Origin of the sequence: Turneriella parva DSM 21527, from assembly GCF_000266885.1 — a bacterium.
Taxonomy (GTDB): Bacteria; Spirochaetota; Leptospiria; order Turneriellales; family Turneriellaceae; genus Turneriella; species Turneriella parva.
Map to the genome: position 1 here is coordinate 4,296,306 of NC_018020.1, position 24,439 is coordinate 4,320,744.

Below are 24,439 nucleotides of genomic sequence, written 5' to 3' on the forward strand. Positions count from 1 at the left end.
GGGTAGGTTTAAACCTACCCCTACAAAGGTGATGATGATGGGTACATGACTTACCCCTACACGATCACCACCCCCTACCAGGATGTGATTAATCCACCTGTCGGTAGACCTTGATCGCCACCGCGTTCTGGTCACCGACTGTAATATAGACAAAGTTCTGCGAACCTTTGCGCAGACTCGCTGATGAGAAAATAAACTGGTTGTCGTTCACCGCCCCCAAGCCGGTAGTGCCCTGCTGTTCGAAACAGCGGTGGCCATCGCCGTTGTTAGCCGTCGTATCACCACCCGTACAGGCAGTGGTGCCATCGATTTCTGCTATACTCGCCTGGCTGCGGTATACCTGCACGCCCTGACCCGAGGCCACATTATCGAAACCAATGTACAGATAATTGCCATTAACTTGCAATAGGCTAATTGCACGTAAGTTAGATCCATTCGGTGTGAAGTTCGAGGCTGTCGCAACCCTCACCCAGCTGGCTGGTGACGTACAGCTAGCGCTGCATTTCCAAAGTTCTGCGCCATTGTTTGTTTCGCGGTTTGTTACACCGGTTCCCGAAGCCAAATTTCGTGCGGCATAAAGTCGATTGTTCCAAAGAACAACTAACGGCATACCTTTTTGTCCTGGTCGCACTTTCTCAAGTCCCCCAGTCGCGGGATAGGTCAAAGTTGTACCCCCAAAGCTCGCCTCAGTCTTTACCGTTATAAAGCTCGTTTTGCTGATCGGCGCGCCTGTCGCAGATGCAATTCCCCCGTTGTTGAAGAGATAATACGTATTTGCCGGGCTGGGGCTACCACCAGTCGGGATATAAATCTGCGCATCAATACCGATTGTGGCGGTATTCTCAGCCGGGTTTCCATTCTGTTTGCCAATATTGATAATTTCGTTGCCGGCCAAATCAATAAAGTTACCCGTACATGAAAGTACACCCGAGCTTTCGGTCAGAGCAATCTTGTTCAATATTGGTTTGTTCGTACTGTGTGATGATGCAATACCGGCATACATGTTTGTTCCGAAGACATAGAGACTCTGCACACTCTTACTGTTTACACCGTTTGTCCCGGTGAAGGTACCGGCGCAAGTTTTCCAATCTAGCGCAGTGTCGACATCTTGCGTGAAATAGAGTTTGTCGACGTTGTCTTTTACAACACCGGCCATGAGAATCGGCACTTGCGTCGCGCCGTTATCAAAGGTTCCTGAGTTAAAACCAACAATACCCCGCTCGCCATTGGGGCCAAGCGTTTGGGCGGTACAATTACCACCAGATATCCCAAAGCTCGTGTATGTATACGAGGTCCCTGTGACGCAAGCGGGCCCGACAGTTGAGAACGTTATGCCCACTGGATTCAAGCCGTCCGCCTCAAAACGGAACGCTGCGTTGTTCTTGTCGTTTGGCCCAAGATAAATCTTGTTTTGGTAAGAAAACGCAAAATTAAACTTGGTTCCGTCAGAAAAAGGGTCACTAAAGACTGCTCCATCGTTAAAAGTTAGAATCGGAGTCCCTGCACCCTGGAAAACCGCTTGGTTGCCCGGTGCTGGTTCTAGGTCGTTATTGCCGCCAAAATCTTCAGGTATGCGATTGCCTGTGCTGGTCGCGTAAATGTTTACAGTGTAGAAGTTACCCTGTTGCGCTGACTGGTGTGTCAGAACATAGACTGATTTATCTGCCGTTGCTGCCACACTGGTAACGTTACCCAAGCCAACGGGAGTAATCCAGTATTTCGATTGCGAGGTGGGACTATTTGAGACTGACGCATCTGCATCTTCATTAGCGCATACCAAGGCAGAGGCGCATTCTGCTGAATTCGACCCCGTACCGGTAACCATAGGTTCACTGAAGGTAAGCTCTACAGTGGTTGCACTCAATGATCGCGCGAGCAGCAACCGTGGTTTCGTAATGTCCGTGGCGGCTGTTCCCTTTGCGAAGGCAAAGTTTGGTGTCGTTATATTCTCGAACTCATCAATATCCTTGATGGTTGTCAACGCCGTCACTTTGTAAGTCGTCGTAGAGCACTGTGTCCCGGTTTCGAGGTCGATTACTCGGTTCGAACCGCCCACTGCAGTCGCGCCGGCCGGCGTTGTACTGAAATCAGTACAACCCGTATCGGTTGGGTCTTCTGCCACCGTATAGTTCGCTGTGCGCAGCGCTGAATAGGCATTGCTTGCGGCCGCGTTGCTGACCGGTTCTGAGAAGAACACGCGGGCATAGTACTTGTAAACTCCCCCACCGAGGTCTGTCCGGTATGTACTGGCCGCAATAACGTAGGGCGCAGTCGCCTCGGCGATGACCTGTTGGCGCGAAGTGCTCATGGCGTTTCCTGCCGCATCGTAAATCGACGCAGCCGTAGCTGCCTGCACTTTATCGATGTTCAGGTCGCCTGTATTGAACGTGCCGTTGGCCGTTGCTTCAAAGAAGGCATCGCCAGTCGCGCAGGTGTCTGAGCTGCTAAAAGCAGCGAAGCCATTTGGTGAAGCGGAGTTACCGTCAACGTACGTGAAGTCGGCTGCAACCATCTGGCCACCTGAGCCGCAGGCAGAGAATGCTGCATCAGAGGCCACGTTCTCAGAGAAGCTGATGAACACTGAGGCTACTCCGGATTTCGCGGTCGCTTTCACGATGATCGGGTTAGCCCCATCTGTTTCAACCACGTTCGCAGTCAGAACATCTGATGAAGTCTGGGTACCGCATGTACCGGCTCCGACGCTTGTGTTTACGTAGCAACGCGTGGTACCAAGCGCACCGCCGTTGGGACCCGAAAGGCTCTGGTCAGTCGCAGTCAGGTCAGGCTGAACACCTGTGTCATAAGTTGAACCTTCCGCAAAGCGAATATAAATCGTACTGTCATTAGCGGTGTCTGTCGTCCAGGTCACGGCAGTACCATGAATGAGGCGCACATTATTGTACCCCGATACTGCCCATTGGCTTGTGACTGTGCCAAGGCTATTGGCAACATAACCGGGAAACGAATCATCCTGAACAGTGATGCTAAACTGTACCCTGACTGTATCGATGTACCCGTCTGCGTCAGTGTCAAGGTACGTCGCCGAGCTGACAACAGGGCCAACCTGACCTGGGGTAAACGTGCCGCCGATAGTTGCCGGTGAGGTGACGTTCGCCGGCGCAGATGCCTGATTCGTCGCATTGTCGACAACCGTCGCCTGAGCCAGAAGTTTAATCGTGTCGCCCACCGCCACCGTCGGTGTTGCATTGGCAAACGTCACCGTCAGCGTGTCGTTCGTGTTGGTTACAGTTGACCAAACAGCTGAAGTGATGTCGCCGGCAGCGCCAAAGTTATGGCTATTATTCAGCTCGAATATAGTGTCGAGGTCGGTGCCAGCCAGCGCTGCCGCATTCATGCGCTCAGAGAAACGTATCGTGAGCGTATCGCCGGCGCCGAGACCCGCTTCTGACGCGCCCGCTTCAGCAGCGGTGGCGAGAAAGATGTAAGGGCCGGCCTTATCGGCCTCAACCACATCCGTTGTACCCCAATTGCCGGTGTTGCTGAAGAGTTTGGTCAAACCATCGGAGTTCGCGGCAAGCGTGTCGTTCGTGCCGGTGACGTCGGGTGTGGTGCCCGTATCGACCGATGCGCCCTGGTTAAATTTGATATAGATAACCGTATCGTTCGCGGTATCGGTGCCGCAGGCAGCGTTCAGCGCAGTGCCGTGATCGAGGCGTACATTCGCACGACCGGCGACAAGCCACTTGCCTGTGGGTAATCCTTCGCTGTTCAAAACATAGCCATCGAATGTGTTGTCGCGCGCGGCAGCGCCGAAAGTAATGCGGTAGTGGTCGATGATGCCATCGACCGGGTCGCAGTCGAGCGTTTCTGCGGTCGTTATGCTGAAGGTCACCGCAGCGTTGATGACGATATCTTTGTTCACGCCGAGTGCACCCGTTGCCGCTGTACCTGGCAAAGTCAGTGTTGCGTCGTTGAGTGCGGCATCACGAATCGTGCCACCGCCGGTGGTCAGCGAGTTGGTCGCACTATAGTTCAGATCGCTGCTGGTGTCACCAGAAGCAACCGTGTATTCGAACACGAGGGTCGAAGTACCCGAACCTGAAACATAGGTCGCGTTTTTGGCGGGTGATGTATTCAAAGCCAGCACTGGCGTGCCGCCACCGGTGTTGACCGTTACTGACTCGCTGAAAGTTATTTGTACCGAGATAACCGCGCCAGTACCGTATGTCGCATTGGCGTTGGTCGCAGTAACATTGGTCACTGTCGGTGCTGTGGTATCGATCACAATCGCCTTGTTGGTACCCAACGACCCAGCCGCGGTGAGACCGGGCAAAGTCAATGTCGCACTGTTAGGGTTATTCGTGAAGTTATCGGTAATAGTTCCCGAAAGTGCCCCGGTCGAAGCATAGTTGAGATCAGCCGTGGTGTCACCCGCCTGTACCATATAGTTGAAGGTCAGTATTGCCGTACCATCGCCGCTCGTGTAATCAATGGCGCGCGTCGTCGATGGATCTGTTGTCGTGAGCGTGATCTGTGGCGTACCGGAAATCTTGACGGCCTCAGAAAATGTTACCTGAATTGGAACAGCCTGCCCCGCTCTATAAGTACCATCTGCCAGCGACGAGGTAATATTTGTCACAGTAGGGGCAACACCATCGATGACGATTGCCTTGCTTCCGCCCAACGAAGTACCGCCACCAACAGGCAGTGTCAGCGTTGCGTTGTTGCCAATTGCATCACGCAATGTACCACCGTTAGCATTGAGGGCCGAGGTATTATTGACCTCGAGATCATTGGTCGATTCGCCGGCCGCAACCGTGTATATGAAGTTCAGGGTGGTTGTGCCGCTGCCAGAAACGTAATTAACCGCCTTTGCAGTCGGTGACAGGCCCAGCGTGAGCTGCGGTGTCCCACCCGTGGTATTTACGGTTACAGCTTCGTTGAATACCACCTGTATGCTAATTGAGCCTCCTGTTCCGTAAGTGCCGTCAGCAGTAGAAGAGCTGACGCTCGAAACCGAAGGCCCGGTCACATCATACGTGACCGAGGTTCTCGAGACTGCTGTCGCTGCGTTGCCCGCAGCATCGGTGCAGTTAAAAGCTAACGTATAGACCGTATTGCTGACAAGCGTCGGTGGGTTTGACAGGGTAATATTCGTCTTTGTACCCGATGTCAGCTCTGATCCCGTGAGAGTCGAAGTGCTGCTCGTCGGGTGCCCCGCACCGCTGGTACTTGTCCAGGCAATGCTGCCACTGGCACAGGTTTCGTCGAGCGTATAACTGACCTGACCACTTGTAACGGTCGTCGAGCTTGCCGGTGAAACCGATGAAATCACCGGTGCACGGCGGTCTATAACACTGAGGGCACCAGTTGTCGAAGAACTGAGTGTAATACCGCCCGAAAGACTGTAGATTTCATTGGCTGCGGCATTAATCTGCACTGTCTCGCTGCCGCTTGGTGCGGCGTTAAATGCCAGAATTATTCTTACCTGCATTTCCCCGCCAGTCAGGCCACCGCATGCCGTGCTGCCTACAGTGGTAAGGCAGGTGATGCTTGCCGAAGTCGCACTGCCGCTGCCGGCCATAACCGGAGCCTGAAAATCGCTGGCAGTGAGCGCACCTACACCGGCACTCGTGCCATATGCAGCCTGGCTGAACGTAATGTCGACGTAACCTGCTGTGGAGCCGGTTCCAGCAGGTAATGCGGGCGCGGTATACGATGCACCTGAAATACTCGCGATAGAGGCATTGCTCAGGGTTTTCGTATCAGAAGAGAAACTCGCCGCGTTGCCTGCTGAGTCATATACAGAATTGGCTGCTGTAGTGACAGAGATAGTTTCGACTCCGGTAGGTGTTCCCGTCAGGTTGAAGTTGACGCGTATGACTGTCTCACCGCCCGTCAGCGCAGCACCGGTTGTCTTGGTGATCGTGCCTAATGAAGCGGCGGTGGTGCCACCGCCATTGCTGGCAAAATTGAGTGTGAATGCGCTGCCGCCCAGCGGGTTGGGTGCCGTCGCGCTACCATAAACCCCCTCGCTGATCGTCACATCGACATAACCTGAGGTGGTATTGTTGGTCAGAGCGTCGCTCACGTGGCTCGGCGCAGTTGTGTCGATGATCATTGAAGTTGCATTGCCCGATGCCCCACTCTGGTTACCAGCTGAGTCGGTCTGGCGGGCGTTTATCGATGCATAGGTTCCTGCAGTCAGGGTACCGGCAGTAAGCGTCACAGGACTGCTCGTGCAGCTCTGTGCAGTACCGGTGGTTGAAGCACCGTTGTATAGCTGCACCGATTCGCCGACCACGCAGGTCACGGTAAACTGCGGTGTGGTTGCATTCGTTAGCTTATCTGAATTGGATGTCCCCGTATCGCTACCGGCCACCAGTACCGGTGTACCCGGTGCTGCCGATGCGGTATTGTCAAACGTGATCGTGATAACCGGCGACGTGTCGCTCACCGTACCGGTTGAGCTGACTGTAGCTACAGTATATTGCCCAGGGTTCGGTGTTGAAGTTGCAGTGATCGAATAATTGCCCGACGAATCAGAAGTCACGGAACCCACGATCACTCCTCCATCATAGAGAACCACGGTGGTGTTAGGCGCCACGGTGCCTGTAAATACCAGGCCCGGCGACGGGAAGGTTATGCCATTGCCCGTAATATTGTCGGTATTTGAACTACCTGTATCAGACGAAGCCGCGAGGTCAGGTGCAGTCGACGGTGCCGTGCTTGAACCGCTAAAGGTCGCACTCGCCGGCGTACCAAGCGCGTTGCCCGCAAGGTCGGTCACTGCATTTGTTACTGTGACGGTATATGTTGTCGAACTGCCAAATGCACCTGGTGAAATCGTCAGGCGCACTTTCGTTGCATCTGCCTGGCGCACTGCACTGCTTACGGTAATAGTGCCACTGCCTGTGACGCTATAGCTGCCGGCAGTCTGTGATGTCGTGAGATCCATCAGCTCTGTGAAGGTTACCTCGACGGTGGTGGAGTTGATGAGAGTTGCCATATATACCGTCGGTGCAGTAGCACTGCCCCCGGTACCGTAGAAACTCAGCGTCTGCGACGCCATCGTGTTGGCAGTAGGCGTCGCCTTATCCTGTATGTTGGCAATCGCCAGCGAGTATTGCGTACTCGTCTGCGAAACGCCCGAACCCAACGTCAGCGTGCAAATCGTATCGTTGCTGGTGCAGGCAATGGCCGCACCTGTCAGACTGAGCGTTGGTGAAAAAGTGTAGTTCGCCAGGTTTCGCGCAGAACCTGCAGAGGTGGTGTCAGAAGCAGAGACGGGCTCGCTGAAGAACAGGCGGATTTCGGTGCTGCTGAGAGAGACAACCGACAGTACGGTCGGCTGCGTCGTGTCTGATGTCGCCGAACCAGTATAAGTGAAATCACCCGTCGTCGATGCATTCACTACGCCATAGAGATTGGTCACATTGCCGGCCCCAACAGTCATACGGCATGTGCCGTTACCAGTGTTGGCAGTGACTACCAGCTGTATTACACCAGCCTGAACCTGGCTTACAGAAACCGGGGTCGCCGAAGGGCACGAGCCAGAAAGTACGCTGATCGAAAAGTCACCGGCCGCGAGGGAAGAATTATCGAGCGCCTGGTCGAATGTAACACGCACAGTAGTCGGATTCACTGCCGTGACTGAGCTGATGATTGGCGCATTGCTGATAGTCGGGCCCACAAATGAACCGCTGTTGGGCAGGGTCATCGGTGAAACAGGGTTGTTACCGTTCGCATCAGCGGTCGCGACACCTGCGTCAGAGTATGTCAAAGTATATGACGTACCGGCAGTCATTGCTGTGTTAATAGTCAGATCATAAGAATCGGACATCGTTGCACCCGATGGATACACGTTAACGGCATCAACGGTTGCACCGTTCACCAGGTAATCCTGTAGCTGGTTGCCGCTCGCAGAAACTGGCTCAGACCACTGCACCCGTACAGTATTCTGGTCTATCGGAATAATACCGACGATATACGGCTTTCCATCACCGGTGAAGGTCGTCGAAGCGGTCGTCATGGTGTTGCCGGCTGTGTCGCGTATACCGCTGATGGTGGCCGTGTATGTTTGGGTTGTCTGTGTGCCTGTCGTAATGTCGCAAGATGTCTTGGAGGTATTGCAGGTGATTGTACCCACAGTGAGCGACGGTGAAAATGTGAAGTTACTGGCAGAAGGATCCTGGATCGGCTCGTTAAAGGTTACGCGCACAGTTGTCGCATTGACAGCTGAAATGCTGCCCACTGAAGGCCCCGACACATCCGGAGCCGGGTTATACGGGAAAGAAGCGACGTTATTTGTTGAACTGAGCGTCGCACCGTTTGTACCGGTTATGCCGGTTGTTGTTACAGTGAGCTTGCAGGTACCCGCTGTCACGCCCGTATTGCCGAGTGACGTCAGCACCACCTGGGTCGAGTTGAGAGAAGTTGCAGTGCCCATCGTCAGGTTCGCACCAGAGCACTGCGTGAAGTTGTAATTTCCCGCTGTTGTCAGGGCGGCGTTTACGGTCATGGCCGAATCGAATGTGACGAGGACTGAGCTGGGTGATACTGATATCGCACTAGAGACTTTTGGTGCAGCTGGTGCAGTGTAGCCAGCAAAAAAGCCGTAACACGTCGGCGATGCGACTGCATTTCCCCAAATGTCTTTCACGTTGAATGCGCGTAGATAATAAGGCCCAGCACCCAACGCTGGCGTCGTTAGGGTAACTTTGGCAAAATTCAAGGTATCACGTACGCCAGAGGTTACGGCTGTACCTGAAGTGTCATTGCTGCAATTGGCGCTTGTTGTATAATACTTGAAGTCGGCGCCTGCAAATGTTGACGGTGGCATCGTACCAACGACGGCTTTATTAAATGTCACGTTGATTGTGGTCTGTCCTGAAACAACTGCCGCATTTATGGTTGGGGGGGTAACATCAACGTTGTTGGGTGCAGTATAAGTGCCACGTGAAGCCGACGAGCTCAGGGTTGCGCCGTCGACGCCCACGAGGTTTGCGGCCTGCAGGGTATAAGTACTGCCCGCTGTGTGCAGGCTGGTGTCGAGATAAATTACCGAACTGTCGAACGGGTCACGCGTTACCGCGATAACGTCGATGCGGGTACCGTTTGCAGCGGTAATCGTATAATTGGCAGACGTTTCAGCAGAGGCAAGACTTACCGGCTTGTTAAACTTAACGCGTACACGCGTTGGTGAAAGCGGGGTGGCGCTGGCCAGACCAACATCTACTGACGAGTTCGCCGGCCCAAAGACCAGATCGAAAGGCTGTAATAGCGTGCTGTATGTTTTACCGCTGCAGTTACCCGCAAGCGTTGCCGCGAAAAGCAGCGATGCGAATTTTGCCTTCATTGAAACTGTACTCACTTTGATCCCCCGAGGTTCGTCTTCACATTCAGTTTTTGATTCATTCCAGTTCTTTTCATCTTCGCCGATTTGCCGATCTGTTCTGCGACTCGGCGTGCGAGCGCTTCGCCGTATTGCGTGCAAGAGCGCGCAGCTGTGTTGTTGCAGACATTTACCGAGAGGTTGGCGAGCACCCGCGACATTTCGTTACCGTTCGCGGTAAAATTGAACCAAAGCGCCGCGTCGAAGTCGACGCCCGTGACCGTGCCACTACCCGTCGCCGAAGCGACCGCCATGATGTCGCCGGCAAACGCAAGATTTACCGGAATCACAACTTTACCGGTCGCGCCGTCGGTAACAAGATTACCCGAGATTGAATATGTATTCGTGCGGGTCTTTGCACCGCCCGAGAAGCCCAGATCGACCTCCGAAACGAGTGCGCTGTCTTTGTACTCTGAAAACACGACTTCGCTACCCCGAATCAGGTCAACGAGAGTCCATATGGCTTCAGTAGCATAGGGCTTAACCGTGACTTCATTCAGCTGCAGCTTCACTTCAGTCATTTCAAAACGGTATTTGGGTTGCTCGCCTTCGGTGAGCACTACGGGTACCGACACGCAGTTGGCATCGGTGGTGGTGCAGCTGCTGTAGTTTGTCGCAGCGAGCGACAGGCGGTTGAAGCCGGGCACCTTGCCGGCATCGCTGAATTCATTTTCAGGGTTGCCCACTTCGAGGTTGCAGTTGAGGCTCAGCAGAGCGGTAAAAACAATAAGCGGTAATCGATAGGCGTTGCTTACCATGGTAACTCCGTCGCGTTGAAAAGTTGCATGTTCAGATAATAGATCGCGCGCTTATGCTCTTCGGGAAACTCTTTGCCCATGTCTTCGCGCTTCTTTTTGAGAAAATCGAGAATCTCAAGTCTGAATGCTGCTGTACGGCGTTTGATAAAATCGTACTCCGATTTTGAGATATTGAGCGTCAGCGAAGAGATGTCGCGGTCTTTCGCCGGCGTTGAATCGATCGATTGTGTTGCGAGTTCAAGCAGCTGCTTGTGGTACAGCGCGATCGCGAGCGATTTCACCTCGGCCCCGGTGGTCAGATCGGCGGTCGCCTGGCGCAACCTGCCCTTCTTGTCGCGGTCGAGCAGCTTTGCCTCGAGCAGCGTTGAAATCGCCTTTTCGGCCTGGCCGGTCGTGATATGGGGGTGCAGACGTTTCGATATCCACCGCGGGTCTTCTTGAAACTCGGGCAGCGCAACCATTTCGCGAACGGTCAGAATATAAGGATTTCTAAAGATTTCGTAATACTCAGACCCGATCTTGCGTATTTCTGAGCGCGGCATGCTCGCGCACATCTGCTCGTAGATATCATTTTTTTCGTCGATCGTCTTCGCATTGCCGAACCGCACCATCAGCTCGAGATATGTGCGCTCATTCGGCTTTAGGCCCAAACCCTTGGCGACCTTCGCCGCGGACTCTTGCGTCAGGGACCTTTTTTTCTCGATAACGTTTGTGAGAAATGTGTGTGTATTGAAGCCCGCTTTTCGCGCGAAATCGCGCAGCGTCATTTTCTCTTCGGTCTTCTTTTGCGTGTAAGAATCCCTGATATATTCCCGGTAATCGGTGTAAGTGTATATACTCCGCAACACTGTCTTCATAGTGACGGCAAAACACGACATGAAAAAACACAGGCGAGCAAATTTCTTGTACTCTTTAGAGTACAAGAATCAGGCGATTACCTGAATCAGCGTCGCTGTTTGGGAGAGTTTTTCGGTGCTTGTCTGACAGTGCCCATTGAGCGCATCACCTTATTGGCAATGACCCTCGACACCTGAGAAGTGTAGCGGCTGCATGATTTCGATTCAAGCGTCTGGCAGGCCCCACTGGTGAGACCTTCGAGCAGCTGTTTGCCAGACAATGGCTGGTCGGTGAAATCGAGCCACTGGTTGGCATCGAAAGTCACACCGGCGAGAGGGGCACTGCCGCTCGTCTCGCTTTCTGCCAACAATGGATCACCCTCTTCAATAGTCATCGGCAGCCGTAGCTTGACTCCGGCCAGCTCGCCGGTTATATACCCTTTCATCTGCAAAACGGCATCGCCCTTAACCGCAGGCTCGAAAGCCAGAGCGAGCGTGCCACCAGCCTGTGACAGGTCGGTTGACTGCATTTCAATCGTTGCCTCCTTCAACAGGCTCAGGTTTGTTCGTGTGCCCTCGGCGGGCTGTGGCTTGAATTGCGTGCTGGCAAGGCTGAGCGACACAGAAGTCACTTCATAGCGCAGTGCAAGATGAGCGCCACCGACGTTAATGGGGGCAGCAATGCAGCTGTCGTCCGAGGTGTTTTGGCAAGGTTCACCGCCAATAACAGAAACGTTCAGGCGGCGTGTCAGCGGCACCGGCGCTTCACCGGTATCAGGGTTGCCGACTTCAATATTGCAGGCGCCGAAGCCTGCGAAGAAAAAAAGCAAAATGGTGGCTTTAGCGAAACGGGGTTTGACTGCTCGGTTGATTTTCATAAGTTTGCTGATCTGCGCATGGGCACCTTGTCGCGACCATTGCTGTCAATCGCGGCAGCTGCTGGCGCAATTTAAATGCGCCCGCCCTGCCCTAGAGTGCCACTATTCTACGAGAATACGCACCTCAACGCGCCGGTTCAGTTTAGCACCGGCATCAGTTTTGCCGTCGGCAATGGGTTTCGAGCCGCCATATCCCACTGAGGTCAGGCGATCACCGTTAATGCCCTTAGCAATGATAAACTTACGCACAGCCTCGGCACGCTTCTTAGACAAGGCGCGCGAGCTGTCGTCGTCGGTGCCGGCCGCTGCGGTGTGGCCACCGATTTCGATGCGAATTTCTGGGTTCGCCTGCAAGAATTTGATGAGTTCAAGAATCGCTTTGTCGGCGCCCTTGATCAGCTGGTCTGAGTCTGGCTTGAAGTTCACACCTTCGAGGGAGTAAGTTAGCTCAGCAAGTATGAAATCCTGGTCTTTGGTCTTTTTGTCGTTCGACATGAGAGGCAATTCGACGTTCGCATTCGCGTAGCCATCTTTATGCGCGTCGAGCGTGTAGTCGAGGCCGGGTTCGATCTCCATCGCGTATTGACCTTTGTCGTTCGAGTCGACCTGCTTCACGACTGCGGTGCTGCCTTTCGCCTTCAGTTTGATTGTAGCGCCCGTCAGCGTCTTGCCGTCGGGGGTTCGCACTGTGCCCTTGAGGCTCAGCATCACGCTCTTGTTACCGAGATACTGAATCGGAATCATCTTCGGCTCGGGTGGTTTCACCGCATAGTGCCATGAAGCCCCGACATTAAACATGAAGTATTGCCCGCTGATATCCTGTGAGTGATTCAGGTAGCCGCCGTCGACAGAAAATGCGACCGGCCATTTGTCGGGTCGAACTTCAACGCCGAGCGCAGCCGCAAAACCATGCCCGATGTAGCTGCCGGAGCGAGAACTTTCAGCGCCCGCAGCCAATAGCGAGGTGTACGCGGGCTTGACCGCGGTGCTGACCGAACTGAAAATGATGCCGTCGGCGAGACGAAAGAACGGCGAAATCGTCATACCCCAGCCCTTTGGCCTCAGATCATAAAAGAGAGTGAGTTGCGCGAGCACGGGAATCAGCGTGATGCTACCTGTGCTGACTGCCTCACCGTTCTGAAAAAGGTCTTGTGTGAAACTGTGAAAACCGGCATTGATACCGCCGCGCAGACGCAAGCTATATTTTTTTAGCGGTAAAAATTTGAGTTCAGGTACGGCGATTGAATTTTCAACAGTAAAGCCGACGACACCGAATTTCAAAATACTGATATCGCCCGTAGGCAAGAGAGGTGTGTAGTAGAGGCTGATACGCGGATCGAGCGTGTTCCATTTATGCCAAGGGTTCAGATCGGGAAAAAGTGTCTTGCGGTCACCGCCGATATCGACAGTCTGCATAGTGTCCATTGTTTCGTCTTTTGCGAACTTACGCACACCGAGAATGGGGGCCTCGCCTGCAACTTCGATCGGGGGCGCAGTGAAATCGAACCCCCGCACGTCTTTGCCCGTCTTTTCGTAAAACGGCAACTGCTTTTTTTCGCCGCTTTTTGTCAGAGTCAAGAGCGCCGTGTCATAACGTTTCTTGATATCGGTCGGGGCGAGCGTCAACGAACGCGTCACGAAAGGTTTGCCGATATAGCTGCAATCCCCAGTCGAAAGCTTTACGGCCCCGGTAAATTTTCCCTTGGGCAAGTATTTCGGCAGCTCTTTTGCTTCGCAGAGTGCAGCGGGAAATATCGCAGCTTTCACATCGACAACCGAAGCCTTGTCATTTTCGGTGACGTATTCGACGTGCAGCAAAACCGAATCGACGGTTTCAATCACCACGTCGGTTTTGGGCGGTGCCGCGTCCAATGCGCCAAATGAGGCCAATGATAATGCGAGAAGCAGAGCTGAGTTTTTCATGACTATAGATAGTCTCGACGAAAAAGAGGCCGATAATCCAACAAAAAAATTATGCAGGCAACGCGACGGTACCTGAGTACGCCAGAGCTCCTAATTTTTGCAGACTCTGCCGCACCTGAGCGATCGGATCTTGTTGAGTTACGTCTTTATATGTACCGCCAATGCCCTGTGAAATCATCGCTGCCGCTGTCGGTGTCGCAAACTGCTCGCCCCAGAGACCGTCGATGAACCGGCCCGATCTGACATGACCAGCCATCTCCATGAGGCGCAGCGTGCGCACGAGCCGGGGCCAGGGAGCTTTGAAGAAGTCATTTTCGGCTGCGTATCGGTACACGACACCGTGACGGCTGAGCAGCAAACGCGCAATCGCAGCAAGGCGCGCATCTTCATCAGCTGGCGCATCGCTGCTATTGAACCGCACGAGCGAGAATCTGCCGTGCGGAAACTGGGGTTGCATTCGCCTTATTGCCAGGCGCCCGCGCTGCGCTGCAGCCGGCGCGAGGCGGCGCAAAGCAAAGAATTGGTCAGAGGTCACGAGCCCCTGCGCGACCAGTTCGCGAAGCCCGCGCAGCGTCTGTTCGGTAAAAATTTTTGGCTGGGCCTCACCCGGCCTGCCCGTGTGAATGTCGTGCACGAATGAAGCCCCATTACGTTCGAGATAGTCTCGCACACGGCGCGCGTCGACTGAAAGCTCTGCGCCTGTGTTCGAGAGCGGCCCGAGTTCATGCCATAAGTCACGCGAAAGCAGCATGTAGCGAGTCTTGCGGGTGATGCTTTTGCCCGCAGCACCTGGCGCGCGCCACCAGAAGAACTCGCCTGAAAGCAGGTGGTCTTCGAGCATGCGCTCGTTATAGTCGGTGATACGCAGACGCAGCGCGCTGTTCCATTCGTCGAGCGAAAGCTCGGCCCCCTGCAGCTGCCGCAAAATCTTCGCAAGCGATTCTGGCCCGGTAAGCGGTTCGCTGACGTGCTGCCATTCGGCGAGAAACGCAAGATATTCCAGCGGGCTTAGCCGCTTCTGCACCGAGCGCCGCCTGCCATAGTGCTGCAGCCTCTGGTAAAAAGTGCGCTCCACATAGAGTGTAAGGCCATTGCGGTGTAACACAAACGCACTGCCCTGCGCTTCGAGACCCGAGAGCGCGAGCGTGACGCGGGTAATGGGCAACGCGAGCCTTGCGGCAAGACTCTCTGCGGTCAGCGGCCCGAGAAGTTCCAGGTGTGCGAGCAGAATTGTCTCTATGCCACTCATGCGGCGCTGTGCTGCAACTTCGTCTTCGCTATCTATTTGTGTATAAACCGCGCTGATGAGTTCGGCCTTGTCTGCGGAGATGAAGTAAGCCTCACCCCCCCGACTCCCCTCTCCATTTAATGGAGAGGGGGGAGAAAGCTGAGTCTCTTTCGAATCAGAAGAATCTGTATTCGCTCCCCTCTCCACTTTGTGGAGAGGGGCTGGGGGTGAGGGAAAACGAAATACCTTGCCACGAGAGACAAGCGCGTGCAGGTCGGCATCGCCGCCGAGTTCTGCGACTTCGGCTTCAGGTACCAGCGCGAATTGCGTGATGAGGTCATAGAGTTCATTTTCATTGCGCGCCGGGTAGAGAGTTTCGGCTTTAACCGCTGCGATTGTGTCATCGCTGATTTCATCGCCCTGCCTCGCTTCAGTGTCAATACGTACGGGGCAAGAGGCCGTCCGTGGCAGGCGCGCCCCCGGTACCTCCGTGTACACCGCGCGGGTTCTTCTCTCTTCTAACGGTGCGTCGTCGAGAAACGCATACGGGCGGGCATTGATAATCTCATGTGCGAGCGGCGAAGGCGTGGCGCTGTCGGTATAGATGGTGCGAATATCACCCGATTCAATTCTCTGCAGCACCTGCACGAACCCTTTGGCGTCCATGGCTTCGTGAAGACAGTCGCTTACCGTCTGTTTCACCAGCGGATGATCGGGTATCGCACGCGGTCCGCTCAGGTTTTCAGCGCAGGCAATCTGGTCGGGAAAGAGCAGCGCCACCAGATCTTGCGCCCCGCTTTTCTGCCACTGTGCAGGCACCTTGCCGCGCGTGCTGCGCCTCAAGATTGCGAGTGCGCGTGAGGCGTTCCAGCGCCAGCGCACCTCGAACATGGGGGCGTCGAGCAGCGCCTGTATCAGCACTTGCTCAGCGGTGACAGACTTCAGGTAGCTGAAAACTTCAGGCAGGTGAAAGCTATGCGTGTGGCTCAGCGAAAGTATAATCGCATTGTCGTTTGCCGCAGCCTGCAATTCAAAATTGAACTGCCGGCAAAACCGCTTTCTGAGCGCCAGGCCCCATGCGCGGTTGACCTGCGCGCCAAAGACAGAATGCAAAACAATATGGCAGTTCTTGACTTCGTCAAAAAAACGCTCGAGTACAACTGTCGACTTCGTCGGCAACAAGCCGAGACTCGCCTGCGTTTCGCGGTAATAATCGGCCAGCTGGCCAATGACGGCACTTGGCAACCCCGTCTCGGCCGAGATTTGCCTGACGAACTCATTAGGGTCGCCGAGGCCATTGAAAAGTTCGTGCATGGTACTTAATGCGTCGCTGAGCGCATCGGTTCTACCGGGCACGTCAACTATCCAGAATGGAATCGTTGGGTGCTTGTCGGGAGCGTGCACAACCGAAACGCGGTTTCCCGAAATCTGGCGAATCTGCCACAACCGGTTACCGAGCTGAAATACGTCGCCCTGCGAAGATTCAATCGCAAAGTCTTCGTGTACCGTGCCGACAAAAGCGCCACCGTGCGCCCTATTCTCAGGCGCGCCCGCAACATGCGAGAGAGGCCCTGACGAACTTTCGTCGATGACTTCGTATTCAAAATTTTCGGGTATCGCGCCACCGTTCAGCGCCGCCGTAATGCGCGCTCCCGGTCTTGCGCGCAGTACTCTGTCTGTTTTATCGTAGAAGATATAGCGCGAACGCCGACCGAACCTCAGCGAATAACCGTCATTCAGCATTTCAAGCACCGCATCAAAATCGCTTCGGGCCAGATTTTGCCACTGCGCTTCGCGCACGACCAGCGCAAAAAGCTCGTCTGCGCCAATGTCGCGCATCGCCACCTCTGCGACAATCTGCTGCGCCAGAATATCGAGAGCCGGTGTTGCCAGTTCGAGCGACTCAAGAGCCCCTTGCCGCAGTGCCCGCACAAGCGCCACGCACTCTGATAGGTCGTCGCGCGTCAGCGGCACGAGCAGAGCGCGCGACGTGCCGTTCTTATGGTGCTCTGAACGACCCGCGCGCTGAATAAAGGCATGAATCGAGCGCGGCGAAGATATCTGCACCACGAGGTCAATTGTGCCAATGTCGAGCCCCAGCTCGAGCGAACTCGTCGCCACCATGACCTTGAGCTTGCCCTCTTTCAGCAGGGTCTCACCCCGAAGCCGCTGAGAATGGGAGAGTGATCCATGGTGTGCGGAGACACCTGGGTTTGCCCCGGCAGAGACGCCGTCTGAGGGCAATCCATGGTGCACGGACGCACCGAGGTTTGCCCCGGCATGGACGCCCTCTGGGGGCAATCCATGGTGCACGGACGCACCGAGGTTTGCCCCGGCATGGACGCCCTCTGGGGGCAATCCATGGTGCACGGACGCACCGAGGTTTGCCCCGGCATGGACGCCCTCTGGGGGCAAACCATGGTGTGCGGAGACACTTTCGCCTTCGAGTAATTCGGTCAGGTGCCGGGCAAGGCGCTCGCAGAGGCGGCGGTTGTTGACGAAGATAAGCGTCGTGCGGTGTTTCTGAATTTCTTTCGCCAGCTCAAGATAGATCTCTTGCCACATTTCGCCGCTCATCACCGCCGTTAAGGGCTGCGAAGGCAACAGCATACGAATATCGAACTGGCGAGGCCGCGTGTCGCGGCAGAGAGCCACCGGCTGATCGCCAACGAGAAATCTGGCGACTGCCTCAATGGGTTTCACTGTCGCAGATACTGCGATGCGCTGCAGAAAATCACCGGCATTGGCCAGGCCATCGCGTTCACGGCGTGCCGCGCAGAGACTCTCGAGGCGCGCCAGAGACAGAAGAAGATGAGATCCTCTGCGCGAACCGGCAAGGGCATGAATTTCGTCGACAATGACCGTTTCGACGGTCTCGAGCATCTGGCGGCCCGAGACGCTCGTGAGCATCAGGTAGAGCGACTCGGGGGTTGTGACGACGATTTCGGGCCTCAGGCGCACAAGCTTCGCACGCTCGGCAGGCGAAGTGTCGCCTGTTCGTACCATCGCGTGAATGTCGTCGGTTTCGATGCCCGCTGCTTTGAGCTCGCGTTGAATACCGGCAAGGGGCAGCTGCAGATTCTTTTCTATGTCGTTCGAAAGCGCCTTTAAAGGTGAGACATAGAGCACACGCGTTGCCCGCGTGTTTTCTGCCGGTACTTCAAGATGCCCATTCTGCTGGCGGCGAATTCGTTGTTTGACAAGTGCATCAATAACTGCGAGAAATGCCGCGAGTGTTTTGCCTTCGCCGGTGGGCGCACTGATGACTGCGTGCTGGCGCGTCGCGAGTGCCTGCCAGGCTTGTGCCTGAATCGGCGTTGGTTGACCCAGCGAATCGGCGAACCATTTCTGCACGGCAGGGTGAAAATTCTGCAAAACGGCGTCGTTCATTGCAGATTCACTTTTTCGGCAGCCCGCTGCGTCTCTGCATCTTCGGCAAAAAGCAGCGAGACGTATTCTGGCTCGTGGCGTATCTCGGCTATATCATTGCAATTGCCGAAAATCTCGCTCGTGCGGCCTTCTGGCAGCAGCGCAATGTATTCAGACGGGCAACTGTCGCTGCGCGAAAATTTCACAAGCCAGACACGCCCCAACTTTACATGGTCGATCGACTGCAGCTGCGGTTTAGCCACGACAGAATCGATCAGCCTTTCGGTGCCGTATTGTATTTTGACGCGGCCTGTCTTCGCATCAAATTGAATCTTCGGTTCTTTGGTGTCGCGGCAGGCAAAGCAGATCGACACAAACAACACCAAAATCAGACCCGGGCGCACAAGTTGCGGCACAGCTAAGCCCCATGCTGCGCCATCAGCTGTAAACCGGTTTACGGGCTGCGGGTCGTACTGGTAAAAACTTTACACCCCCTCAGACATCGCTATGTGTACAGCGTGAAATCAGCAGTCTACCCCGGTAGCTTCGACCCGTTTACCAATGGTCACCTCGACATCGTCGAAAGGTCGATACGCTTCGTCGATACGCTGACAATCGCTGTCTTAAAGAATACATCGAAAAAGAGCCTCTTCTCACCCGACGAGCGCGTTGAAATTATTCAAGAAGTGCTCAAAGATTATCCGCAGGTGAAGGTGCAGACTTTCGAAGGGCTGCTGGTAGATTTTTGCCGCGCGCACAACACACGCATCGTCATTCGCGGCCTGCGCGCAGTCTCTGATTTCGATTATGAACATGCCATCTTTCTGATGAACCGAAAGCTATTGCCCGATCTCGAAACTATATTTCTGATGGCCGCGTCCGATAACTCATTTATCTCGAGCACCATCGTCAAAGAGGTTGCGCATTTCGGCGGCAACATTGCCGACCAGGTGCCGGCGATTGTGCTCGAACGCATGAAAAAGGTTCATGGCAACCATGGCTAAGAAGCCAGCCGCGCGCCCGGCGGGCGGCGATAACAAACGCATGGTCTATGCGCTGGTGGCAGGTTCTGCGATTCTCACGTCGCTCTCGTTTGTACCATACAATCTTTTTCCATTAGGATTTATCTCTCTGCTGCCCCTTTTCTACCTGTTTGAACACTTTGCGCCGACAACCAGACGACTCTTTGCTCTCTGGGCAGTCTTCACGCTTATTCTCAACCTCATTGGCTACCATTGGATCATGCACACCATCGCGGTCTATGGTATGATGCCCACCGCTGCTGCGTTTCCTCTTTTTCTGCTCTATTCGCTGGGTACCGGCGGCAAGATGCTGCTGTTTTTCTTTTTTTTGCGCTTCATGCAGCGCCGCACCGACCTGTTCAACACCAATGGCAAGAAAATCGCGGCTGTACCCGCAGCGTTTGCGATTTGCGAGCTCGTTGGCTGGCAGCTGTTTCCCTGGCATGGCGGCAACATCGTCAGCGGCGACCTTTGGTTTGCGCAGGCCGCCGATCTGATTGGCACACGCGGCCTTTCAGTGCTTTGGGTGCTGCTGCAATATCTGCTCTACCTCGCGGCGAAGGATTTTTTCGCAGGCAAGCGCCCCGCAATACTCTCATTTGTGCGGCAGAATCGGGCGTTACAGTTTTTTGCTGCGGCGCTCATTCTTATTCATCTCTATGGCGCAGTACGCGTCGCAGATTTCGCCGACCGGGAGCAGGCCGCACCCAAGATTCTGGTGGGTGTTCCACAGGGTAACGTGCCGCTGATTACGAGTTACCACGAACGGCCGTACATCATTACGCGCATGCTGGGCCAGACGCAAAAGCTCGTGGCAGATGCGGCAGCAGCCGGGCGCCGCCCCGACCTCGTCGTCTGGCCTGAGAGCTCAATACCCGCGATGGAATTTGAACGCTCAGAAACCCTGCGGGCTGCAATCAATGATCTGCAGCGGTCGACGCAGACTCCGCTCATTATCAACGACATTCTTCACGAAGCGGCGCAGCGCCGTGATTATTCGAACATGTGGCATCTGAACGCCGAGGGTACGCCGCTCAACAACTACCAGAAAAATTTTCTGTTGCCTTTTGGTGAATTCATGCCGCTCGGCGATACTTTTCCGGTATTGAAGAATCTATTTCCCGCAGTGTCAGACTTTTCGCACGGCAAAAGATATTCGCTCTTTAATATATCCTCAGGCGCGGGCAATGTCAAGGCAATGCCGCTTATCTGTTATGAAGTTATTTTGCCCGAATATGCGCGCGGTTTCGACAACAAGACGATGAAAGAGGCGCAGTTCATCATCAACATTACGAACGATGCGTGGTTTGGCAAATCGGTTGAAAGCCTGCAGCACATGACGCTCGGCGTGATGCGGGCGATTGAACTTCGGCTGCCGATAGTGCGCGCAACAAATTCAGGCATCAGCGCGTACATCGCCTCGACCGGCGTAGTTTCGGGCGAAACCCCCATGTTTGAACGCGTGAATCAGGTCTATTCGGTGCCGGCGATGCCGCGGACGGTGACGCTTTTCGCAATTGCCGGCAATCTGCCGCTCTATGTTTACCTCGTACTCGCGGTACTCTTGATCTGGTTTCGCAGAAACAAGAAATAGTCGACGTAGGATTACGCAAAATCGCGATTCAGTGCGGTTCGCGACTTTTTAGTGGCAGCTAGCCGACCGGCCAGTCGATTTTGCCGTCTTTCATGTGCAGGCGGCGCGATGCCGCCATAGCAAGCTCTGACTCGTGCGTCACGACAATGATCGTGAGCTTATCTTCGGCCTGCAGTGCGTTCAAGACGCCGATAAAGCGCTCTCTGTTTTCGCTGTCGAGGTTACCTGTCGGCTCATCTGCCAGAATCAGCGCCGGATTCTTCACGACCGCGCGCGCGACCGCAACCCGCTGGCTTTCGCCGCCCGAAATCTGCGAGGGAAAATGATGCATGCGGTGGCCGAGGCCGATTCGTTCTAAAGCATGCGCGGCCTTCTCTTTCGCCGCCGCAGTGGTGAATCCCTGAACCCTGAGCGGTAGCATCACATTTTCGAGCACGGTGAACTCTTGCATGAGATAGTGGTTTTGGAAAATAAAGCCGATTTTGTCACGGCGAAAACGTTCGACCCGCTCATTCTTGATGTCTGCCGTCAGCTCAAGGCCGTCGACGACGATGCGCCCGGTATCGGGTTTGTCGAGAGCACCGAGCAGATTGAGCAGAGTACTCTTACCGGCACCCGACGGGCCCTGAATCGCGACGAATTCGCCGGGTGCAACGCTAAACGAAATACCTTTCAGAACTTCGGCGAGCACTTCGCCGTCACGGTAGGTTTTGCTGAGGTCGGTGACTTCGAGAATGCCTGCGTGCGTCGCATTTTGCATGTCGTTCATAGCTCCGCCTTGCGAATGATGTCGATCGGTTCAAGCTGCGCCGCCTTGCGCGCGGGTATAATCGATGCGAGTACCGAAAGCAAGACTGACACGTATCCCAAAACGCGCAGCAGCGCCCAATCGATGTCGATCGGCAAGTGATCAAAGTAATACACATCGCGCGGTATCAGGCGTACATCGCTCCAGAGGTTATGGCTGATATTCTCGGCATAAAATTTGCCAATAGGATTTATAACGTTCTCGAAACCATGCAGGATGTTTTCGAGATTCACCGCCAGACCCACGCCGGCAAATATACCCGAGACAGAACCTAGCACACCCATTGCCATGCCGGTGACGGCAAATATGATCAGCATATGCTGCCGCGAAAAGCCGAGTGATTTCATGATGCCGATATCGCGCCGGTGCGCCCTGACGATATTGAACGTGGCGATGACAATACCCACCATCGCTGCGATAATAAAAAGAAAAACAATCACGATCATGATGGTTTTTTCAAGCCGCAGCGCGGCGAAAAAATTTCGCTGTTCATCTTCAATGGTGCGTATCGTGTATGGCCAGCTGCGCGCAACTTTCTTGCGCATGCGCGCGAGGCCATCGGTATCTTTTACGCGTACGGCAATCTGCTGCACGGCGTCGGGCAAAGCATACAGGTTTTGCGCCGTACCCAGCGACAGAACCACGACCTTGGTATCGTAGTTGTAGTGCCCCGTCTTGAAAAGAGCGCCGATCTTGAATGAGCGAATCGAAGGCGTGACGCCCGTCTGCAGACTGAACTGGCCGCGGGGAACAATCAGCTCAATGCTGTCGCCGACGCTCAGGCCAAGGTTTAATGCCATCTCGCGCCCGATAATTGCATAGTCGCCTGTGGGTATGCGGCGCTGGTTCTGTGGTTCGACAATTTCGGGAAAGTAATCGGGCAGGTTGTACATCGCGGCCTTTGTATCGAGTTCAAAGTCAATGCCGCGCACGAACACATGGTCGAGAAACTTGCGGCGCCGAAATATCGCGGGTGACTGAATATTGCCCTCGACCGATTCGACGTCGGTGCCGAGGTCTGCAGCGAGACGCTCTTTCCATTTTTGCCACGCCGGAATTTTTTCACCGCCGGTGATGCGGTCGACGGTCAGAATAATGTGCGGGTCAAACTGAAAGATGCTCTTCTTCAATTGCGCCTGAAAACCGCCGAAAATCGACATGACAACAACGAGCAGGCTTGTGCCGACGAATACGCCGACAAACGCGAGAAGAGCATTCATGCTCAGAAAAAACCGGCTTTTGCCGCGGGAATACCGATAGCTGATCGAGAGCGCGAGTTTCAGGCGCTCCAGTTTTGAATTGCGATCTTGCATGGGAATGTAGGCTAGCGTTGAGCTTCGACTGAGCGCGCACAGCACTTATGAACAGCAATGAATGTAGCGACGCAGGGATTCGAACCCCGGACCTGTGGATTATGATTCCATCGCTCTAACCAACTGAGCTACGTCGCCTCGTGGCCGCCATCGGCCACGAGGCGACGTAGCTCCGCTTCCGGTGCTACGAGCCATTCAGCCAATGCCGACTTACGCTTCAGCACTATCAAACGGGGGGCATGTGCCCCCCGTTTGATAGTGCAATTTAGCGCGGGCAGGACTTGAACCTGCGACCTTTGGGTTATGAGCCCAACGAGCTACCAACTGCTCTACCGCGCGGTATTGCGGTAGAATCATGGGCTCGAGACAGGCTGACAATCAATTTATACTTAGAAAGATGCAGCCGATTACGAACTCGCTGCGCGAGCTCTCGGGTGGGTGAATCGAGACTCTAATTAAGTAGCCAATAGGTGTTTCGCAAAAAAATCCGCCTGTTTTGCTGCGATCTTGCTGAACCACGGTTCTTTAAACGGCTGAATGTGGCCCATCGAATATTCTTCGATTTCGGCATGCGCGATTTTTTTGGCTGTGTCGAGCACCGATTGCACGGGAATGCCCTCGTCGCGCTTGCCATATTGAATCAGCGTCGGGCATTTTACGCGATCGGCAACGAGCGTCGGGCGGTGCAGCGGCAGCTCGAGAGCGATGCGCGCAGGCAAACGATTTTGCCATGACGAACCCGCGGGCACGCTGTCCAGAATTCCTGATTTCCACCCGGGAAAGGTGAGAAAAGCAAATTCACCCGGGTCGCCCGCGAGCTGCATTGTCACGCTCTGGCCGAAAAGCGACGCTGCCCAATCGGCGATCGCCATGGCTGTCACGGGCAAAAGGCCCACGACCGGCATGCGCTGCATCACCGCCCAGGCGTCAAAAAACGGTACAAGACAGCTGAGTGCCGCAATCTTTTCGTCATCGGCTGCGACCATGAGCGCGTTACCACCACTCAGAGATGCGCCCCAGAGACAAACGCGGTCGGGGTCGATCTCTGCGCGGCGGCGAGCGTACTCGATTGCGGCTTTGTAGTCTTCACGGTGGCGCGAGGGTGAGACCCACTGCCGCAGATCGCCCGGGCTTTCGCCAAAGTTGCGGTAGTCAAAGAGCAGCACCGCGAGCCCGGCGGCGGCAAAGCGCGAGGCAAAGTCGGGCAGCTTCCACGTGCGTTCGGCGCCGAAACCATGCGCCATGATAATCACAGGTAATTTCTTGTCCGACTCGGGAAGGTAAAGGTCTGCGGCGCACGCGCCGTCAGCGCTTGCAAAAGAAACTTTGATTTTTTTCATGCGAAAGCCTTGAAC

General features: G+C 54.8%; 12 protein-coding genes and 2 tRNA genes. 2 read left to right on the forward strand and 12 right to left on the reverse strand.

Annotated elements, in window-relative coordinates:
• Positions 1-88: 88 nt before the first annotated feature.
• The 7 genes from TURPA_RS22395 to TURPA_RS20610 all read right to left on the reverse strand — a co-directional run bounded on the left by TURPA_RS22395 (position 89) and on the right by TURPA_RS20610 (position 18,763).
• Positions 89-9,334: an Ig-like domain-containing protein gene (locus TURPA_RS22395; RefSeq protein WP_157210609.1), complete on the reverse strand. Its 9,246-nt coding sequence runs from the start codon at positions 9,332-9,334 to the stop codon at positions 89-91.
• The gene (locus TURPA_RS20585) at positions 9,331-10,113 is read right to left on the reverse strand and encodes a hypothetical protein (RefSeq protein WP_014805201.1); all 783 of its coding nucleotides are present in this window, start codon (positions 10,111-10,113) and stop codon (positions 9,331-9,333) included. The genes TURPA_RS22395 and TURPA_RS20585 overlap by 4 nt, the downstream gene beginning before the upstream one ends.
• Positions 10,107-10,970: a TIGR02147 family protein gene (locus TURPA_RS20590; protein ID WP_014805202.1), complete on the reverse strand. Its 864-nt coding sequence runs from the start codon at positions 10,968-10,970 to the stop codon at positions 10,107-10,109. Before TURPA_RS20590 ends, TURPA_RS20585 begins: the two co-directional genes overlap by 7 nt.
• Before the next feature lie 86 nt (positions 10,971-11,056).
• A complete protein-coding gene (locus TURPA_RS20595) occupies positions 11,057-11,827 on the reverse strand; it encodes a hypothetical protein (protein ID WP_014805203.1) in 771 nt (256 codons plus the stop codon).
• A gap of 102 nt (positions 11,828-11,929) precedes the next feature.
• A complete protein-coding gene (locus TURPA_RS22400) occupies positions 11,930-13,750 on the reverse strand; it encodes an OmpA family protein (RefSeq protein WP_014805204.1) in 1,821 nt (606 codons plus the stop codon).
• Between the two features lie 49 nt (positions 13,751-13,799).
• Positions 13,800-18,368 carry a DEAD/DEAH box helicase gene (locus tag TURPA_RS20605; protein ID WP_014805205.1) on the reverse strand — a complete coding sequence of 1,523 codons (4,569 nt, stop codon included), beginning with the start codon at positions 18,366-18,368 and terminating at the stop codon, positions 13,800-13,802.
• Positions 18,365-18,763, reverse strand: a complete 399-nt coding sequence (locus tag TURPA_RS20610) for a hypothetical protein (RefSeq protein WP_014805206.1) — start codon at positions 18,761-18,763, stop codon at positions 18,365-18,367. The genes TURPA_RS20605 and TURPA_RS20610 overlap by 4 nt, the downstream gene beginning before the upstream one ends.
• Positions 18,764-18,865: 102 nt before the next feature.
• On the opposite strand from TURPA_RS20610, the gene coaD reads away from it, so the two are divergent.
• Entirely contained in the window at positions 18,866-19,351 is a 486-nt protein-coding gene (gene coaD / locus TURPA_RS20615; RefSeq protein ID WP_041948741.1) for a pantetheine-phosphate adenylyltransferase, read from the forward strand.
• The gene (gene lnt, locus TURPA_RS20620) at positions 19,335-20,963 is read left to right on the forward strand and encodes an apolipoprotein N-acyltransferase (RefSeq protein WP_041948742.1); all 1,629 of its coding nucleotides are present in this window, start codon (positions 19,335-19,337) and stop codon (positions 20,961-20,963) included. Before coaD ends, lnt begins: the two co-directional genes overlap by 17 nt.
• A 58-nt stretch (positions 20,964-21,021) precedes the next feature.
• On the opposite strand, the gene TURPA_RS20625 is transcribed toward lnt, so the two are convergent.
• The 5 genes from TURPA_RS20625 to TURPA_RS20645 form a co-directional block, all read right to left on the reverse strand.
• Complete coding sequence (locus TURPA_RS20625) at positions 21,022-21,732, reverse strand: ABC transporter ATP-binding protein (RefSeq protein ID WP_014805209.1); 711 nt, start codon at positions 21,730-21,732, stop codon at positions 21,022-21,024.
• Entirely contained in the window at positions 21,729-23,084 is a 1,356-nt protein-coding gene (locus tag TURPA_RS20630; protein WP_014805210.1) for an ABC transporter permease, read from the reverse strand. Before TURPA_RS20630 ends, TURPA_RS20625 begins: the two co-directional genes overlap by 4 nt.
• 64 nt (positions 23,085-23,148) lie before the next feature.
• A tRNA-Met gene (locus tag TURPA_RS20635) sits at positions 23,149-23,222 on the reverse strand.
• A 128-nt stretch (positions 23,223-23,350) separates the two neighbouring features.
• Positions 23,351-23,423 (reverse strand) — tRNA-Met (locus TURPA_RS20640).
• A gap of 116 nt (positions 23,424-23,539) precedes the next feature.
• Complete coding sequence (locus tag TURPA_RS20645) at positions 23,540-24,424, reverse strand: alpha/beta hydrolase (protein ID WP_014805211.1); 885 nt, start codon at positions 24,422-24,424, stop codon at positions 23,540-23,542.
• Between the last annotated feature and the right edge of the window lie 15 nt (positions 24,425-24,439).

Bases quoted from the DNA above. Each gene is read 5' to 3' on its own strand.
- TURPA_RS20585 (WP_014805201.1), bottom strand. From the start codon at position 10,113: ATGGTAAGCAACGCCTATCGATTACCGCTTATTGTTTTTACCGCTCTG.
- TURPA_RS20590 (WP_014805202.1), bottom strand. From the start codon at position 10,970: ATGAAGACAGTGTTGCGGAGTATATACACTTACACCGATTACCGGGAA.
- TURPA_RS20595 (WP_014805203.1), bottom strand. From the start codon at position 11,827: ATGAAAATCAACCGAGCAGTCAAACCCCGTTTCGCTAAAGCCACCATT.
- TURPA_RS22400 (WP_014805204.1), bottom strand. From the start codon at position 13,750: ATGAAAAACTCAGCTCTGCTTCTCGCATTATCATTGGCCTCATTTGGC.
- TURPA_RS20605 (WP_014805205.1), bottom strand. From the start codon at position 18,368: ATGAACGACGCCGTTTTGCAGAATTTTCACCCTGCCGTGCAGAAATGG.
- lnt (WP_041948742.1), top strand. From the start codon at position 19,335: ATGGCAACCATGGCTAAGAAGCCAGCCGCGCGCCCGGCGGGCGGCGAT.
- TURPA_RS20625 (WP_014805209.1), bottom strand. From the start codon at position 21,732: ATGAACGACATGCAAAATGCGACGCACGCAGGCATTCTCGAAGTCACC.
- TURPA_RS20630 (WP_014805210.1), bottom strand. From the start codon at position 23,084: ATGCAAGATCGCAATTCAAAACTGGAGCGCCTGAAACTCGCGCTCTCG.
- TURPA_RS20645 (WP_014805211.1), bottom strand. From the start codon at position 24,424: ATGAAAAAAATCAAAGTTTCTTTTGCAAGCGCTGACGGCGCGTGCGCC.